12 protein-coding genes are annotated in these 17250 nt (G+C 63.4%); 2 read left to right on the forward strand and 10 right to left on the reverse strand.

Annotated features, from left to right (window positions below; translation table 11 throughout):
* Nucleotides 1-11: 11 nt before the first annotated feature.
* From HMPREF0326_RS04585 to HMPREF0326_RS04620, 9 genes are all read right to left on the reverse strand, one after another.
* The gene (locus HMPREF0326_RS04585) at nucleotides 12-854 is read right to left on the reverse strand and encodes a ThiF family adenylyltransferase (protein ID WP_008683266.1); all 843 of its coding nucleotides are present in this window, start codon (nucleotides 852-854) and stop codon (nucleotides 12-14) included.
* A gap of 60 nt (nucleotides 855-914) precedes the next feature.
* On the reverse strand, nucleotides 915-2654 hold the full coding sequence (locus HMPREF0326_RS04590) for an aldehyde ferredoxin oxidoreductase family protein (RefSeq protein WP_008683267.1): 1740 nt from the start codon (nucleotides 2652-2654) through the stop codon (nucleotides 915-917).
* 327 nt (nucleotides 2655-2981) lie between these two features.
* Complete coding sequence (locus HMPREF0326_RS04595; RefSeq protein WP_009302673.1) at nucleotides 2982-4424, reverse strand: tetratricopeptide repeat protein; 1443 nt, start codon at nucleotides 4422-4424, stop codon at nucleotides 2982-2984.
* A gap of 362 nt (nucleotides 4425-4786) precedes the next feature.
* The gene (locus HMPREF0326_RS15495) at nucleotides 4787-6136 is read right to left on the reverse strand and encodes a tetratricopeptide repeat protein (protein WP_009302674.1); all 1350 of its coding nucleotides are present in this window, start codon (nucleotides 6134-6136) and stop codon (nucleotides 4787-4789) included.
* Between the two features lie 6 nt (nucleotides 6137-6142).
* A complete protein-coding gene (locus HMPREF0326_RS04605) occupies nucleotides 6143-8212 on the reverse strand; it encodes an alkyl/aryl-sulfatase (RefSeq protein WP_020990256.1) in 2070 nt (689 codons plus the stop codon).
* 132 nt (nucleotides 8213-8344) lie between these two features.
* A complete protein-coding gene (locus tag HMPREF0326_RS04610; RefSeq protein ID WP_020990257.1) occupies nucleotides 8345-9634 on the reverse strand; it encodes a hypothetical protein in 1290 nt (429 codons plus the stop codon).
* A 15-nt stretch (nucleotides 9635-9649) separates the two neighbouring features.
* Nucleotides 9650-10432 carry an MBOAT family O-acyltransferase gene (locus HMPREF0326_RS17315; protein ID WP_232224939.1) on the reverse strand — a complete coding sequence of 261 codons (783 nt, stop codon included), beginning with the start codon at nucleotides 10430-10432 and terminating at the stop codon, nucleotides 9650-9652.
* Nucleotides 10323-11144 (reverse strand): hypothetical protein, encoded by an 822-nt coding sequence (locus tag HMPREF0326_RS17320; RefSeq protein ID WP_020990259.1) that lies wholly within the window; start codon nucleotides 11142-11144, stop codon nucleotides 10323-10325. The genes HMPREF0326_RS17315 and HMPREF0326_RS17320 overlap by 110 nt, the downstream gene beginning before the upstream one ends.
* Nucleotides 11145-11542: 398 nt before the next feature.
* Nucleotides 11543-11830 (reverse strand): integration host factor subunit alpha, encoded by a 288-nt coding sequence (locus HMPREF0326_RS04620; RefSeq protein ID WP_009302678.1) that lies wholly within the window; start codon nucleotides 11828-11830, stop codon nucleotides 11543-11545.
* Between the two features lie 259 nt (nucleotides 11831-12089).
* On the opposite strand from HMPREF0326_RS04620, the gene HMPREF0326_RS04625 reads away from it, so the two are divergent.
* Nucleotides 12090-13163, forward strand: a complete 1074-nt coding sequence (locus HMPREF0326_RS04625; protein WP_020990260.1) for a radical SAM protein — start codon at nucleotides 12090-12092, stop codon at nucleotides 13161-13163.
* Nucleotides 13164-13904: 741 nt separating this feature from the next.
* Nucleotides 13905-15968: a methyl-accepting chemotaxis protein gene (locus HMPREF0326_RS04630; protein ID WP_008683278.1), complete on the forward strand. Its 2064-nt coding sequence runs from the start codon at nucleotides 13905-13907 to the stop codon at nucleotides 15966-15968.
* A gap of 637 nt (nucleotides 15969-16605) precedes the next feature.
* On the opposite strand, the gene HMPREF0326_RS04635 is transcribed toward HMPREF0326_RS04630, so the two are convergent.
* Nucleotides 16606-17121: a Spy/CpxP family protein refolding chaperone gene (locus HMPREF0326_RS04635; protein WP_009302680.1), complete on the reverse strand. Its 516-nt coding sequence runs from the start codon at nucleotides 17119-17121 to the stop codon at nucleotides 16606-16608.
* Nucleotides 17122-17250 lie beyond the last annotated feature (129 nt).

Below are 17250 nucleotides of genomic sequence, written 5' to 3' on the forward strand. Positions count from 1 at the left end.
GGATTCGCGGCTTATAAACGGACGCGTTGAAACGTGCCGTCCGCCAGGTCAAAGACGCACATGCCGGGGGCGGCCCCGCGGCCGATGAGCAGCTTCAGGGCTTCCGCGGCCTGGAGGGAGGCGGCTGCCGCCGCCGTGGGCGCGAGATTGCCCAGCTCTTCCTCGGGCGAAGCTCCTGTTTCATCTGTCCCGCATGTTTCGCCTGTGCCCAGCCATTGAACCGGGCCCGCCTGTCCGGGCGGCACCACGGCCACCCAGCCGGTCAGGCCCGCAATCCCCGCGCTGACCAGCGGCACGCCGGTCGCGGCGGCGGCTTCCTGCAAGGGCAGGCGGCAGGCCAGGCCGCCCAGGGCGTCCAGAGCCAGATCCATGCCGCGCAGCAGCCGGATCAGCAAAATTTTGTCCGCAAAGCGGGGCACGGGCGTGAAATGCACGGCGGGATTGATCCCGGCCACGCGCGCGGCGGCGACTTCGGCCTTGCTTTGGCCCAGTTGGGCCGTATTGCCCAGCGACTGGCGATTCAGATTGGATTCTTCAAAGCAGTCGCCGTCCACGCCGGTGATCGCGCCCACGCCCATGCGGACCAGCTGCTCCAGCAGCCAACCGCCCAAACCGCCCAGGCCCACCAGCAACACGCGGCTTTGCAGCAGGGCCAGCTGGTCCCGCAGAGAAAGCTGCCGGGCGTTGCGGGCATAGCGCGCGGGCCAGATTCCGGCGCGGCAGGCTGCCTGCTGGGTCGCGAGCAAGTCCACGCCTGCCGCGATGGCCAGCTCGCGTAACACGTCTTCCGCAATGCGGCCCGCCCGGGCGGCGTGGCGGATGGCGATTTCAAGTTGGGGCAGTGGGTCCGGCATGAGGTGATGCTATCCAAAAAACGGCGGCCGGGCAAAACCCGGCCGCCGTGTCGCTCAGGCTCAGAAGTTGAAGACGCTGTCCAGCTCCTCGTCGCTCACGTCAAAGGTCGTGTTGTGCGGCGGCAGCAGTTCGCGGCGCATGTACATGGGCAGGCGGTCGTGGGCGCGGGTGAAACCGGCGGCGGCGTTGAATTCCCGCTCCTGCTTCAGGACGCTCTTGCCCAGGGCCACCACGTCGTCGCCGGTCATTTTGCGACCGGTGAAGGCGCTGAGGGTGTCGATGAGAGCCTGGAAGGTCTCGGGCTGGTCCAGGATGCAGAAGGCCACGAAGATGCAGTAGCCCGTGGAGTCCAGGGCGGCGGTAGCGATCTGAAGGTTGCGGGAGAGCTCCACCTGGCCCTCCGGCTTGAGCGGGTCCACCTTGCCGCCGAGGCCCAGAATATTGGTGGCCACGGCGTAACCGGCGGTGTGGTCCGCGCCCATGGGCGTGGTGGCGTAGGTCACGCCCACCCCCTTGACCGCGCGCGGGTCATAGGCAGGCATGGCTTGGCCCTTGACCACGGGAGCGCGTTCCAGGCCGTAGCAGCGGGCCACGGTGGCCGTGCCCGCGCCCAGGATGCGCCCCAGCGGCGTGCCCTTGCCCATCTCGTGGATCATTTCGATGCAGGCCTTGGAGTCGCCCCAGGGAATGACCCCGGCTTCCATCAGCACGCCGAGGCTGGCCCCGGTTTCAATGGTGTCCAGGCCGTAGTCGTCCTCCAGATAGTCCATGCGGATGATGTCGTCCAGATTGTCCACGCCGCAGTTGGCGCCGTGCCCCCAGACGGTTTCATATTCCGGCTGCTTGGAAAGGTACTCGCCGTTTTCGTCCACGCAGATGCCGGAACACTTCATAATGCAGCCCCGGTGGCAGCCGTGGGTGGGATTGCCGCCGCGCTTCTTCTGGATTTCCACCATGGTTTCGGCACAGATTTTTTCCGCGCCCGCGAAGCGGCCTTCCTTGAAGTTGTAGGTGGGCAGCCCACCGGCTTCGTTGAGGATATTGACCAGCACGTTGGTGCCGTAGGCGGGCAGGCCCTGGCCGGTGACCGGGTGGGAGGTGATGCCCTTGGCGAAGCGCTTGCAGGCGTCCTTGAAGGCTTCGGGATCTTGGGCCTTGCGCATGGTCGGCGTGTCCGCCGGGTCGAGCACGATGGCCTTGATGCCCTTGGAACCCATGACCGCGCCCACGCCGCCGCGTCCGGCGTGCCGGGTGGCCCGGCCTTCGGGATCGGTGAAACAGATGGTGGAATTGCACATGCGCATTTCACCGGCCGTGCCGATGGTCACGAAACCAGGGCCTTCGCCGTATTCCTCGCGCAGCCGGGCCACACAGGGATAGTTGGAAAGCATGGCAAGTTCGTCGCACTGCTCGACGGTCACGCCGCTGGCCTTGATGACGATTTTGTACAGATGGTCGTCGCGGCGCTGGCCTTCAATGATGATGGCGGCGTAGTTCAGACGGGCCATATACTGTCCGCCGGTGCCTCCGGCGTTGGATTCCTTGATGCCGCCGGTGAGCGGGCTCTTGCAGCCCACGGAAATGCGGCCCGAGGAACCGGCCGTGGTGGCGCAGAGCATGCCCGGCGCGAAGACCAGCTTGTTTTCGGGACCCAGGGCATGACAGGTGGGGGGCACTTCCTTGCAGATGACCGCAGTGGTCAGGGCGCGGCCCGCGAGGCCCGCGTATTCGCCCAGGCGCTCTTCCCTGATCTTGGGGCCGCCCTCGGCGCCCACATCAATGCGTAAAATCTTGTCCATAGCGACCTCGTCTGTATAAAAAATGTGTGAAGGAAAAATGCACTGCAATTATGTATAACTATAACCAATGAAAAAAGAGCCGCAATATGTTTATTGCGGCATAAATAAGAAGAGATATATTGTGACGTCTTCAATATGCTTTTCAATACATATAATATACGTCTTTATATGCCGCTTGAGTCACTGGCCCGCACCGACCCATGGGCGCAAAAAAAGCCGGTGTTCGTAAACACCGGCTGAAGGCCGCGCCGACGTTGAGAATGCCGATTCTCAACGTTAATCTGATCCGGAAAGGCCGGGGCACGTTTTCCACTCCCCGGCCTGGGATCAACTTTCTTCCCGGCTCGCCTGGCTCACCTGGGTCAGCAGATCCCTGGCCTGGTCGTTGGCCGGGTCCTGTTCCAGAGCCAGACGCAGCAGGGGCAGGGCGTGCATATTGTCGCCGGTCCGCACAAAGACCGTAGCCAGGTTGCTGGCGATGAGCGAGGATTTGCGCGGCAGGTCCGGATTAAGGGCCAGAGCCTTGAGCGTGGAGGCCCGGGCGGATTCGAAATCCTTGCCCTCCAGATAGGCCATGCTCAGATTGTAGTGCAGGTTTTCATCGTTGGGGGCCACCTTCAGGGCCTTGAGATATTCCTCGGCGGCTTCGCGCCATTTGCCCGCGCGGCGCAGCAGAATGCCCACGCGGTTGAAGGTGAGCAGGTCCTCGGTGCCCCAGAAGCCTCTTTTGGCCTCCAGGCCGCGCTGCAGAAAGGCGACGGCGGTCTGCGGGTCCTTGTCCATATAGACGTCGGCCACGCGAAAAGCCACGCCCGAGATGTATTCCGTGGCTTCGCGGTCCGAAAGGGTCATGGCCTGATCGAAAATTTTTCTGGCGTTTTCCGGGCGGTTCATCTGGAGGTATATCTCGCCCAGGGTCAGTTTGCGCTCCACGTTCAGGGGCGAAAGCCCGTCCAGGCGCTCCAGGCATTCCAGGCGTTTGGCCGTATTGCCGGTCTCCGCGTAGACTTCCGCCATCTTGCGCAGGGGTTCAAGATACATGGCCGAGGTGCGGCTGGCGTTTTCATAAGCCTCGCAGGCCTTATCATACTGCCGCATGGCCCGGAAGACGTCGCCGATGAGCAGCAGGGCCGCCGCGGAATTGGCCTTGAGGTCCAGGGCCTGTTTGCAGACCTGCAGGGCGCGCAGATGCTCGCCCTGGGCCATGAGGGCGCGCGCCCATTCCAGAACCCGGCCCAGCTTGCCGTGGGGCTTGATGGTCAGGGCGATCTTTTCAAGCAGGGCCTGCACGCCGATGGGTTTGACGATGCAATTGTCCACGCCGCTTTCGTGCAGAAGAACAAAACGCTGTTTGTTGGTCTCGCGGGCGACGCTGATGATCCACAGCTCCGGATAGGCATTTTTGAGCTGCCGGAGCAGATAGGTCATGTCCCGGCCTCTGAGGTTCTGCTCAATGAGCAGCAGGGGCGCGTTTCTGGCCGAGATCATGTGGCGCAGGGTGTGCAGCAGCATATCGGCGTTGCTGCTGATGGACAGGCAGCCGGAGGGCATCTTCAACCGCGTGCATACGGCCTCGCGCAACAGATCGGTAAAGGCTTTGTCGTCGGAAATACAGATGATCTGGCCGTTGTCGCGCAGATATTCGATAACGGCTTCCCCATAGAACTTATCTTGAACTTTGCTTTCGGCCACGGTTTTCGCCATGGTCTGCTCGATCTGCCTGAGCTGTATGCGCTTTGCAAGGCCGCTTTTCGCGGTATCGTCCTCCATAAGGCCTCCATCCCGCTGAAATGCAAAAGAGCTACGTTTTTGCAGCATAGACAAAAGAATCGTCCCCGTCCAGCGGAGGAGAGGGCCGCGCCAAGGTCATTCCGTTTTCCGCTCGTAGGCAGAATTATTCTGCATTTATAGCAGATTACCTTTCACAATTGTTCTATGGGCTTGTCATACGGATGAGGAATTTCGAGCCCTGCGGGTACGGCTTTTTTCGCTACGCTGTGGCTTGGGCCGCCTTACGGATGAAGACAGCAACGATAGGCGGCCCAAACGCCGGGAGGCGTAAAGCCTCTGTGCCCGCAGGGCAGAATAAAACGACGAGCGGAGAACGGAATGACCCCGAAGGGCTTATTCCGCTATGGCCGGCGGGTCAGATGGTAGACGCCCGGCACCATATACATCAGGCTCATCTGGCGGTGGGTGGGCGCGTACTGGGTTGCCACCACCACGGAGCCCAGGTTCCAGAGCCGGGCGTCGTCCCCTTCACCGGCTGAGGGCGGCCCGAAGCGTTCTTCCACCATGTGCAGGATCTGCGCGGCTGTGGCCTTGTCCGGCGCGGCATAGTCGATTTTCAGAAAGCCCAGGGGCGCGGGCGAGCCCGGCCCGTAACAGGCGGCCATCTGCTCCGCGCCGGGCACCACCCGGCGCACGTCGTACAGATCACAGATAAAGTCGTCGCTCTCGCGGCTGGCGGGCGTGCCGGATTTTCTCAGAGCCGCGCGCATGGCGGCGCGGTCCGTGGCGTCCAGCTTCTGGCCGAAGAGTACGGCGGCCTGGCGGGCCGGGCCCTCTTTCGCCATTTCTTCTAGTTCGCGGATGGCCCCGGCTTCGCCGCTCATGGCCGCCGCGTAGAGCAGCAGCACGGCCCGGCCGGGGTTTTTTGCCACGCCCCGGCCCGCGCGGTAGAAATGCCCCAGGCGGGCCAGGGACTCGCTTTGCTGCTGGGCCGCGGCCCGGCTGTACCAGGCGGCGGCCGCCTTGTCATCCTGGGGCACGCCCCGGCCCCGTTCGTACAGCAGCCCCAGATTGTACTGGGCTTCGGGCTGGCCCTGGCGGGCGGCCAGGTCAAACCAGCGGGCGGCTTCCTGCGGGTTGGCGGCAATGCCGCGCCCCTGCTCCAGCATGCGGCCGTAATTGCTCATGCCCGAGGGGTGCCCGGCCTTGGCCGACTGGGCGAACCAGTGCAGAGCCCGGCCCATGTCGGGCTCCACGCCGTGGCCCTGGTCATAGAGCACGCCCAGATTGTTCATGGCCTGGGCGTCGCCCTCCTCGGCCAGCTTTTGCCAGATGTCCCTGGCCTTGAGGAAATCCCCCTGGGCGTAAGCGCGGGCGGCGTCCCCCGCCGGGCCTTCGGGCAATTCAGGGGCCCTGGCCTGGGCCGGAGATTCCTCCTTCGGCCCGGACGCGGTCGCGGCTGGTTGCTGCGACGCTGCCGCCGGAGCGGCTTGGGTCGGCGGATTCTTTTTACGCGCGGGACGTGCGTTTTTGCGGGACGGCTGCGCCTTCTTCGTGGCGGGTGCGGCCGGGGTGGGGACCGGCGGCGCGGCCTGTATTGCCGCCGCCGGAGATGTGCCCGGCGCCTGGGCCTGGTCCGCCGAAGCGTTGCCGGGCATGGCCCAGATCAGGGATGCGGCCAGAAAGACAGCCGGGAAGACGGCCGGAACCGGGCTGCGCCGAAAGCGTCCTGAGGAAAACATGAAGCTCATGCGCACTTATTCCTTTCCGGGCAGCACTAGGGGAAAGTCGGGCGTGAAGCGGTCCAGCAGGCCCAGCAGCTCCGCCACGGTCTGGCTGTCGCCCTCAATCAGTCCCTGTTTTGCGGCCTCGGCCACGCTCAGGCGTCCCTCAAACAAGGCCATGACCGTGGGCATGGCGGCGGTCAGGGTCGCTTCCGGCGCGGAGGCCGCATCGGGATCGTCCGCGCTCAGGCGGGCGTGCAGCACGCTGTTGCCCAGACGCAGGTCCCAGACCTGTTCCGGATCGCTGAGCTTCACGCGCAGCGCGAGCCTGCGGCCCTGAGCCCGCTGGGCGTTGAGGCGCACGCCCAGATAGTCGAAGTAAAGATCCGGGGTCATGGCCCGCGACTGGCTGTTGCTCTTTTGAGCGGCATTTTCGTCCCTGGCCGGGGGCAGGCCGCGCAGATCCCGCGCCCCGCTGAGATAGAAATTGCGCCAGGGGCCGCTCTCCGCCTGATAGCCCAGCTGTTCCAGGGCGTCCGCCGCCAGTTCCCGCGCCGTGATATTGCCGGGATCGGCAAAGATCACGTGGTCCAGAACCTGGGCTACCCAGCGGTATTCGCCTTGGGCGAAATCCTTGCGGGCGCGCCGGAGCACGGCCTCGGCCCCGCCCATGTATTCCACATACTTGCGGGCCGCCGCGCGCGGCGGCAGGGCGTGCAGATGCGCGGGATTGCCGTCGAACCAGCCTAGATAGAAATTGTACACGGCTTTGACGTTGTGGTTCAGGCTGCCGTAATAGCCGCGCAGGCCGAAGATTCGCGCCAGTTCCGGAGGAAGGCGCAGATTTTCGGCGATTTCCAGCATGGTTTGGCCCTGGTTGGCTGCATGCAGGGTCTGATCGTTGATGTAGCGGTAGAGATCGCTGGTCAGGGCCAGGGTCCGGCGGACCCGTTCATTGCCCCAGACCGGCCAGTGGTGCATGCCGTACAGCACTTCGGCCTCGTTGCCCCAGAGAGCCAGGGTTTCGTCCAGGGCGCGGCACCAGCTCAAGGGATCGCGCGTCTTGGCCCCTCGCAGGGTATAGAGATTGTGCATGGTGTGGGTGCAGTTTTCAGCGGCGGTCAGGGCCTTCAGTTCGGGAATGTACCAGTGCATTTCCGCCGGGGCCTCGGTATTGGGAGCCAGCAGAAAAACAAAGGTCAGGCCGTCCAGTTCAAGGCGCTCGCCGCTTTGGGCAATGGTACGCGTGGGCGGAATGAGGCCGGTGGACCCGCCGGAATTTTTCAGGCCCAGGCCCGCGCCCACATGGCCGGTGGGCGACGGCGGCAGCAATTCGCCGTACATGTACTGGGCCCGGCGGCCCATGGCCGTTCCGGCCAGCACGTTTTCCGACATGGCGGCACGCAGAAAGCCCTCCGGCGCGATGACCCGCACCGCGCCGCTCTTGACGTCCTCTTCCGTGGTCACGCCCGGCACGCCGCCGTAATGATCCACATGGCTGTGGGAATAAATGACCGTCTTCACGGGCTTGCGCGGGCGGTGCGTGTAGTAGAGATCCAGGGCGGCGGCCGCGTTTTCGGCGGAAATCAGGGGGTCCACCACGATCAGGCCCGTATCGCCTTCAATGATGGTCATGTTGGAAAGATCCGCGTTGCGCACCTGGTAAATGCGTTCCGTGACTTTGTACAGGCCGTCGCGCAACACTAGCTGCGACTGCCGCCAGAGCGAGGGATGCACCGTGTCCGGCGCGGGCGTGGGCATGATCCGGGAGGGCGGCATGTCCCGGCTCATGGCCGGGGCCAGAAACGCGTATTTCCGGAGATTCCAGGTTTCACGGCCGTTTTTGTCCAGAATGCGGCCGTTGTCCGGCAGGGGGGCCATAAAGCCGCGCTGGGCGTCGGCATAGTCCTGCCGGTCGTTGAAATCCAGATCCTGGACAGCGGCTTTGTTGGCCGCGCGGGTGGCGGCGGTGGCCGCTTTGGCGCTTGTTTCCGCGGAGGCGTCCCGCACGGGGGCCGCATATGCCGGGTGTACTCCCAGGCCGCAGACAATGCCGCAGGCCAGGCCCGCCGCGCTGAGAAAGAAATGACGGAACATCCGCATAATTCCTCCTGGAGTATTTACACGTGAATTGCTCGTTTGCAGCGGGCAAAGCCCGCCTACGCGCATGTTGGGGCAAGGATTTGTCTGCGAATCCTTGCAGGGAGGTTTACGCACGAAATGCGTGAGCCACTCTCAGGGTTGACGTTTGGAACAACCGAAGTGCATGAAATCCGTTTCCGGCAGGCTCGTGAGGCGTTCGTCAGGCACCAGCGCGTGTCCCTGCCAGTCCCGGATGGCGGCATTGAGCCGCTCCATGTTCACATAGGAGAGCAGGGCGGGCCAGCGGTCGGCCATGGCCCGCAAAATCCGGGCGTAGGTGACTTCGCCGCCGTGAAAGCCGTCGATGAATTCGCAGTCGTTGGAAGCGAAGGCGCGCGGGTCCGTGCAGTCCAGCACGTCGATGCCCCGCGCCAGCAGGGCGTCGCGCAGGGCGAAGAGGTGGGGATAGTCCCGCTCGTGCTCGCGCATGGCCGTCAGCACGCGTTCGGAAAGCGGCGCGATGAACACGAAGGTCTGAATGCCGCGCGCCTTGAGGCGGCAGTATATTTCGGCAAAGGCGTCCAGATGTTCCTCACTGGGACCGGTCTGGCCCGGCTTGGCCCGGTAAAAGGCCTTGATGCCGTGGCGGACCTGGCTGAGCGTGTCGCTGAACTGGTAATCAAAGGGGCGCTTTTGGCCGGTGATGTCCGCCGTATAGTACCAGGAGCCGTCCGGGCCGAAGCCGTCGTCGGTCTGCTGGGCCATGATGCCGTAGCGCCCGGCCCGGAAGCCGTGCCCGAAGGGGCTCAGGAGGGGCGCGGCCGACTCCGCCGGGGAGAGCTTGCCGTCCAGCAGCCAGCTCCAGGGCTTTTTGAGGCTCTCGAAACCGTAATTATAGGAGCCGCTGGTGGGCGGCACTTCCTCAAAGGGCCGGGCTTCCCACTGGGGCATGAACCACCAGAAATCCAGGCCCAGGATCACGGCCTGGGGCTTGTGGATGCGCAGCATGGCGTCCAGGGTGGAGCGCAGCACCGCCAGATTGCCCGCCACCCCGCCCATGTTCAGAAAAGGCTTGCGGAAATAGGCCGCGCGGAACTGCATGACCCGCGAGGAGCCCACGGCCGTGATATCCGGCTTGACCGCCGCGTAGAGCCGCAGCTTGTAGTCCACGAAATCCTGGGAAACCCCGGAGCCGAACAGTGCGAATTCGCCTTCGGCCTGGGCTTCCACGGCGCGCTCCACGGCCACGTCGCCGCTTTCATACAGCCACCACCACGTATAGGGCAGCACCAGAACAAGGCCCAGCAGAGACAGGGCCAGCAGGGTCTTGAAATAGCGCCGGAGATAGGCCGCGTCGCTCAGATTGCGGGCAGGCAAAGCCCTCGGGGTCTTGGGCTCGGGCCGCTCTTCCGGGCTGGTGGAAGATGTTCGGAAAAGTCGCATGCTAGGCTCCCGGCGCTAAAACTGAAAATATAAAAAAGTGGACTGCCGCGAGACCAGAATCAACGCCGCAAAAGCCAGCAGGGCCAGACCTGAGGCCCAGAGCCGGGAAGGCCGCCAGGCCAGCCAGGGCCGGGAGCCGTCGCGGCGTCCCTGGAGAATTTCCCGGCTGTTGGGAAAGGCCCAGACCAGCACGGCGCAGAGGATGAGCAGGGCGAAGGGCTGCCAGCCCTGGAAGTAGTGGTTGGGCAGCAGGCCGCCCGTCGGCCCGGGTTGGAGGCTGAACGGGCCGGTGAACATGGCGGTGTAGACGCGCAATGCGCCGTCCAGGCTCAGAGCCCGGAAGACCACCCAACAGAAATTAATGCACAGGAAGGTAAAGGCAATGGACAGCAGGCGCAACGGCGCGGAGGCCAGTATGGCTTCCAGACGCGAGCCCTTGATTTGTGCGCGGAAAAAATGATTCACGCTGAGCATCAGGCCGTGCAGAGCCCCCCAGATCATGAAGGTCCAGCCCGCGCCGTGCCAGGCCCCGCCGATGAGCATGGTCAGGAAGAGATTTCGGTACTGTTTGAGCCGTCCGGCCCGGTTGCCGCCCAAGGGGATGTACAGAAAGTCGCGCAGCCAGGCGCTGAGCGTAATGTGCCAGCGCCGCCAGAAATCCACGATGCCCGTGGATTTGTAGGGTGAATTAAAGTTCTCGGGCAGGCGCAGGCCCAGCATCAGACCCAGGCCCAGGGCCATGTCCGTGTAGCCGGAAAAGTCGAAATAGAGCTGGAAGGTATAGCAGAACGAGCCCAGCCAGGCTTCGGCGCCACTGAGGGGAAAAGCCTTTTCCGCCGCGTTGAACACCGCGTCGGCGTACAGGGCGATGCTGTCGGCCAGGAGGATTTTTTTTGGCCAGGCCGATGCTGAACAGGCTGAAGCCGCGCGCCAGGCCCTCGGCGTCGGGATCGGCCAGGGCGTCGAACTGCGGGCCTACCTGCTCGTAGCGCACAATGGGGCCGGAAATCACATAGGGAAAGCAGGAGGAGAACAACGCGTGCCGCGCCAGGCCCTGCGGCGCGATCTGGCGGCGGTATACGCTGACCAGCCAGGCGATCTGAATGAAGGTGTAGAAGGAAATGCCCAGGGGCAGACCGGGCGGCTGGAAGTTCCATTCCGTATGGAAGAGCAAAGCCAGGTTCTGGGCCAGAAACCAGGAGTATTTGAACCAGAGCAGGGGCAGCAGGTTGAGCGTCAGGGCCAGGGCCAGCAGGCCCTTGCGGGACAGGCTCAGAGGTCTTTTTTTCAGGTTTTCCGGCGCGGCCAGGGCCAGGCCGAAAGCGTAGTTCATGCCCACCATGACGGCCAGCAGCAGAAGAAAGCCCGTGCCCCAGAAACCGTAGAAGACCGCCGAAAAGAACAGCAGCACCAAGGCCAGCCGCGCGGAGCCGAAGCCCCCGGCCAGCCGCCAGGCCAGCAGCAGAAGAGGCAGAAAGCAGAACAGAAAGGGATAGGAATTGAACAGCATGCGCGACTCCCGGCACAACGCCCCGATTCCGCCACTCCCACGGTCACAACGGATTGTCCGTTCTCGCACGACAATCTGGCGCGGTAACGCCCGCTACCGGCCTCAACTGGCGTCGCGGGCAGCGGAGCGGAAAACGGACGGCATGGCCGCAACGTGCCGTGGACGTCAACAAGGTCGACGTCCACGCGCAAAGCGGGTTACGGCCCCGCTATGGGCCGGGAACGGGGTTGCCGCTGAGCGGGTCAGGGCTCAACAATGCTCCGCTCTTACAGCTGTTGAGTTTGAAATGTTACACATTTCAAACTCTATGCCGTCTCCGGTCGCTTCCTTGCACCTGGGCGTGGGTGCCCGCTCACGCGGCCACCAGAGCTATTCACTCATTTTAAACGTGAATTGCTCTAAGGATTGAGTTCCGAACGGAATTTGCGCGACAAGCGGAAGACCATGACTTTGCGCGGCGGCAGGGTGATGGTTTCATCCGTCTGCGGGTTGCGGCCTTTGCGGGAGGCCTTGTCGTAACACTCGAATTTGCCGAAGCCGCTGATCAGCAGGGCCCGGTCCTTCTTGATGGCGGTCTTCATGATCTCCAGGAGCTGCTCCACCACGTTTTTCACATCCACGCGGTTTTTGTCGGTCTCTTCGTAGATGGCCTCCACAATATCCGCTTTGGTCAGTGTTTTTTTCATCGTGAATTTCTCCGGCGCGTTCATGCCACGCTTCTGCGGCTGGCGGCCCCAAGCCGTCGCACAGGCGATCCCCGCGTCCATAGTTGAATGGCGCGCATCCGCTTCACACAAGTGACACTTTCTTTTATAAATACACGCAAGTCCTGGTCTGAGCAAGATTTTTCTTTTTTGCCCGGCTGTGTTCACTGTCCCGGCAAAGGTCCATCCCTGTTGCTGCCCTGTTCTGTTCCTTGTCCCGTATCCTGTTCCGCGAGGCCCTATGCCGTCCGATTGCCTTTCCTCAGCTTTGTTCCCGCTGAACGCGCCCTGGCCGCCGCTCCCGCGTGCCCGGCCCATTGTGCCGGTATTTCTGCCTTTCCGTGGCTGTCCCACGCGTTGTGTTTTCTGCGCGCAGGACGTCCAGACCGGCCGGACCGATAAGAGCGAGGCCACGCCGGGCCGAATCCTGGACACGGCCCGGGCGGCCCTGGATCTGCGTGCCGCGCGCGGTCTGCCTCCGGCGGAACTGGCCTTTTACGGGGGCACTTTCACGGCCCTGCCCGAAACGGAGCGGGACGCTTGTCTGGAGTTTGCCGCCGCCGCGCTGGCGCGTGGGCAGATAACCGCCTTCCGCTGTTCCACCCGGCCCGATTGCCTGGATGCGGCCCTGCTGGCCCGTTTGCGCCAATCCGGTTGCGCGGCTGTGGAACTGGGCGTGCAGAGCTTCGCGGACGCGGCCCTGCGCGCCGCCCGGCGCGGTTATGACGGCGCGGCGGCCCTGCGCGCCTGCGCCCGGGTCAAGGAGGCGGGCCTGGCCTTGGGCGTGCAGCTGCTGCCGGGCATGCCGGGGACGAGCCCGGAGATTTTTCTGGCGGATGTGCCCCTGGCCCTGAACGCGGGCGCGGACATGCTGCGTTTTTATCCCTGTCTGGTGCTGGAGGGCACGGGCCTGGCCGGGTTCTGGCGCGCCGGAGCCTATGAACCCTGGGATATGGAGTCCACCCTGGACGCCCTGGCCCGCGGCTGGCTGTTGGCGCGGGCCGCCGGGACGCCGGTGATCCGCATGGGTCTCGCTCCGGAGGTTTCCCTGGCCGGGGCTGTGCTGGCCGGGCCCTGTCATCCGGCGCTGGGCGCGCGGGTCATGAGCCGGGCCCTGTTCATGACCGTGCGGGATCTGGCCGCCCGCGAGCCGGGAGGGCAGCCCCTGGCGCGTCTGGAGGCGCCGCGCGCCTGCCAGGGCTATTTCTGGGGCCACGGCAACGAACTGCGCCCGGCCTGGGCCGGGCTGGGCCTCGGGCCGCGCAACGTCCGCTACGGCGCGGACCCTGTTCTGCGGCTCTGGCCCAGGCCATAGGTGCGCGACAGGCCGCACTTTTCCTCCCTCTGGTTTTTCGTTCTGAACGGCGCTAGCATATTAGGGTCTTTGACATGCGGTGGCGGCAATATCGTCGCGACTATAATCTTTTTCCGGAATATGGCGAAAAAGCAAACAGGAAAGTGGTTCGTCATGTTTCAGAGCACCGGCCTTATGTCCATGCAGATGCCGTATCCCGGCATGTCAGGCCGCTTTATTCAGTATCGGGCACATTCCGGTCGGATTTTTCCAGGGCAGAGTAATTTTGAAGAATTACTTTGCGTGGGCGGTTGCCGAAGCGGACGCCCACGCCCGAATCAAGGCGGGACCGTGTTCCCGCCGCGGGAGGAGGGCAGCGTCAATGTTGGGGATGCTCATTCTCAATGTTAATCTGCCGCCGCACACGGTGCGGCGCGCCGCGAAGACCGACCCGAGGGGCGGCCCGTAGGGCCGTGCCTGTAGCCCAAAGGGCGTACAGGCGTCGAGAGCAACGCGGCGTGGATTCCGGCGAAAACCACGCTTTTCGCCGGAATGTCAACTTTGAAATTTGTAAAATTCAAAGTTAATCTGCCCTAAAGACGGAAAACCGGCATAGGCTCTTCATTTCGCCCGTATCTGCATGGGGTCTCTCCGGCCCGGATGTTCCGGTAGCGGGAGCCTGTTTTTTCGGCTTGCGTCTGCGCTGTGACGCCTTTTTCACGCCGCTGTCCGCGTCGTTCGATTGGAGAAGGGAGAGATGGCATGAAGTTGCGATTATTGCCCAAAATGTTGCTCTTTATTCTGCTGCCCGCGTTGCTGGGGCTCTGCGCGGTTACCTGGTTCAGCTATGTCAGCGCGGAAAAATCTCTGGAGGCGCAGATCGGCGAGGACCTCGACATGATGGCCTTGAGCGAAACCAGCCAGCTGGAAAGCGTGACCGGTTTGCTGCGCAATGTGTTGAACAACGGCGCGAATATTGCGCGCATCAACAACTTTCTCAGAGCCTCGTCTGATGAGGAGCGAGCTTCCCTGCGGCCCGGCATGCAGCAGGCGCTGAAAAGTCTGGCCGAGGATTTCCCCCTGCTCAAGGATGTGGGGCTGATCGGTCCGGACGGCATAGTCGTGGGCCATACCAACACCCAAAAGGGAAAGGGCATGGACCTCGGGGAGCGCCCGTATTTCACGGCGTCCATGCAGGGCAAAAGCAGCGTGCAGAACACGCGCAGCAAAACCACCGGCCAGGTCACCACCATCCTTTCCGCGCCGGTCATGAACGGAACCAAGGCGCTGGGCGTGATCTACGCCACGCTGGATCTTAAAAGTCTCAGCGCGGAAACCACGGACAGCATCAAAATCGGCAAGACCGGGGCCTGCTTCGTCTATGACGGCAGCGGCCTGCTGCTGATGCATCCCAACAAGGACTACATCGGCGACGAGGACGGCAAGCTGGACTGGGTCAGGCAGATCCTCGCCCAGGGCAGCGGCCGCCTGGTCTACGGCTGGGGCGGCAAGGAAAAGGTCGCCTATTTCCGCAGCATCCCGGCCATGAACTGGTTCGTGCTGGTGAGCGTGGAGCGGGCCGAAGTGCTCGCGCCCGCCAAGGCCCTGTTGCGCAGCAACAGCCTGATTTCCGGCGGCATCGCCCTGCTGGTGGGCCTGATCATCTTTCTGGTGGCCCGGAGCATCGCCGGGGCCCTGCGGGAAGGCGCGCACTTTGTGGGCCGGGTGGCCGAGGGGCATTTTGAGATTGACGAGACGCAGCGTCGCAGCCTGGAAAAGAGCGCGGCCCGCACGGACGAGATCGGGGCTCTGGCCCGAGGCGTTGGGGCCATGGTGGAAAACCTCAAGCAACTCTTTGCGGACAGCGAGCAAAAGACGCGGGAGGCCCATGCGGCCACTGAAGAGGCTCGCCAAGCCATGCGTGAGGCTGAGGAAGCCCGCAAAGCCGCCGAGGGCGCGCGCCGCGAGGGCATGCTGAGCGCCGCCGGCCAGTTGGAGGAAGTGGCGGCCGTGCTTTCTTCGGCCTCCACCCAGTTGTCGGCCCAGATTGAGCAGTCCGACAGGGGCGCGGCCGAGTCCGCCACGCGGCTCTCCGAAGCGGCCACGGCCATGAACGAGATGAACGCCACAGTGCAGGAAGTAGCCAGGAATGCCGGTTCCGCCTCCAGCGCCTCCGCCGAGACCAAGGAAAAGGCCGAGGCCGGCGCGCAGGTGGTGGAAAAGGCCGTGCGCAGCATTGAGGATGTGCATCAGATGTCCCTGGCCCTCAAGGGCGATATGGCCCAGCTCAATGAACACGCCCGGGACATCAGCCGGATTATGGCCGTGATTTCGGACATCGCGGACCAAACCAACCTTCTGGCGCTCAACGCGGCCATTGAGGCCGCCCGCGCGGGCGAGGCCGGGCGCGGTTTCGCCGTTGTGGCCGACGAGGTACGCAAACTGGCCGAAAAGACCATGGCCTCCACTAACGACGTGGGCAACGCCATCACGGCTATTCAGGAAAGCACGGCCAAGAGCATGACCGGCGTGGACAACGCCGTGGAACGCATCGGCGAGGCCAATGAGCTGGCCAGCCGCTCCGGCGCGGCCCTGGAAGAGATCGTCGCCACCGTGGTAGCCACGGGGGATCAGGTCAACGCCATCGCCACGGCCAGCGAGGAGCAGTCCGCCGCCAGCGAGGAGATCAACCAGTCCATCGTCCAGGTCAACGACATGTCCCGACAGACCGCCGGGGCCATGGCCGAGGCCTCCAAGGCCGTGTCCGACCTTGCCGCGCAAGCCCAGCGGCTCAATGAGCTCATCATCCGTATGAAAGAAGCCTGATTTCCGGGGCACGACGCGTTTTTTTCCCCTTGCGACAGTATGACAGCCGGCGGCAACGCCGGCTGTCATCGTTGGCGGGGCAATTGCCGTTTCCGGCGGCCTCAGGTCCTGTTGGGACGGAATATTCGGCGAACAGGGCGCGGGCATCCAGTGTCTGATTGCGAAAAACGTGGTTTTTCGCTGCGTCACGGCGGCCACGCTTCCCGGGCGGGCTTTGCAGCCATGGTTGATCCTTCGGGCGGGGGAGAATTTCTGCTTGGAGCGGCCGGTCTCTCGGACGTGTGCCGCCGCGTGCCGCGAAAGGGCTGAATTGTGGATGCGGCCGTCGGCTGGGCGCGGTGGGGCCGCAATGGACAGGGTTTGCCGTGTAGATTTGTAGCGGGCGGCGCCGCTTGCGGACGCCATGCTTAAAAAGGAAGGGCGGCCGCCGGGGGCAACCGGCGGCCGCTGAGAGGGAGGATGTTCCGATGGTTAGAGGGTTCTGTTCAAAGGAGGAGGTTTTTCGGGGGGTTCTCCTTGCCGCTCCTGATGGGGGCTGGGAGCGGCAAGGAAATTTGTTTTATTTTTTTCGTATATGTCGACCGCCCGTCGGCGGATAAACAAGTTGGTGATTCAGCAGGTTAAAGGTTGTTGTCGACTAGTATTGGTCCATACCGTGGCCATAGCCCATGCCGTGACCGTAACCCATACCGTGGCCCCTCATGTGGTAACCGGGACCGTATCCATTAGGACGGGTGTCTGCGCCTGCGGGTTCACCCACTTCCTTTTCAAGGCGCTGGGCCATTTCATCGTGCAGGGCGCCCAGCTGATTATTTAATTTCGTTAGTTCCGTAGCTGTTTCCCGTACAGCTTTGACATCAGGGTTGGTAGCGTTCCTCAGGGCACGCAATTCCTGCCGTTTTACGAAAATTTGGTCTTGGAGGGGATCCATACGCTTGGCGTACTCGTCCACGATCTTTGTATATTTTTCCTGCTGCTCGGGGCTCAGAGCCGCGCCTCTGTTCCATCCTTGGCCGTACCCACCGGGGCAGCCTTCGCAGCCGTAGCCGGAATCAGGGCTGTAGTGGGAGCGGGCCATGCTGTCCGTGACCAGTATGCCGCCAGTCAGAGCGGCGGCCAGCAGGGCGGGCAGAATGAAACGGGAACTTCTCATTATAATCTCCTTACCTTTCAAGCAGTTAGGTTATTTTTTCTCGGCGCTCGGTGTTCCGTGCGTCATGCCCTCTTATAGCAATGCGCGTGCCAACGTTCGACAAAACGGCTAACCTATTATAATTTAATA

Origin of the sequence: Desulfovibrio sp. 3_1_syn3 (assembly GCF_000145315.2) — a bacterium.
GTDB classification, from domain to species: domain Bacteria; phylum Desulfobacterota; class Desulfovibrionia; order Desulfovibrionales; family Desulfovibrionaceae; genus Desulfovibrio; species Desulfovibrio fairfieldensis.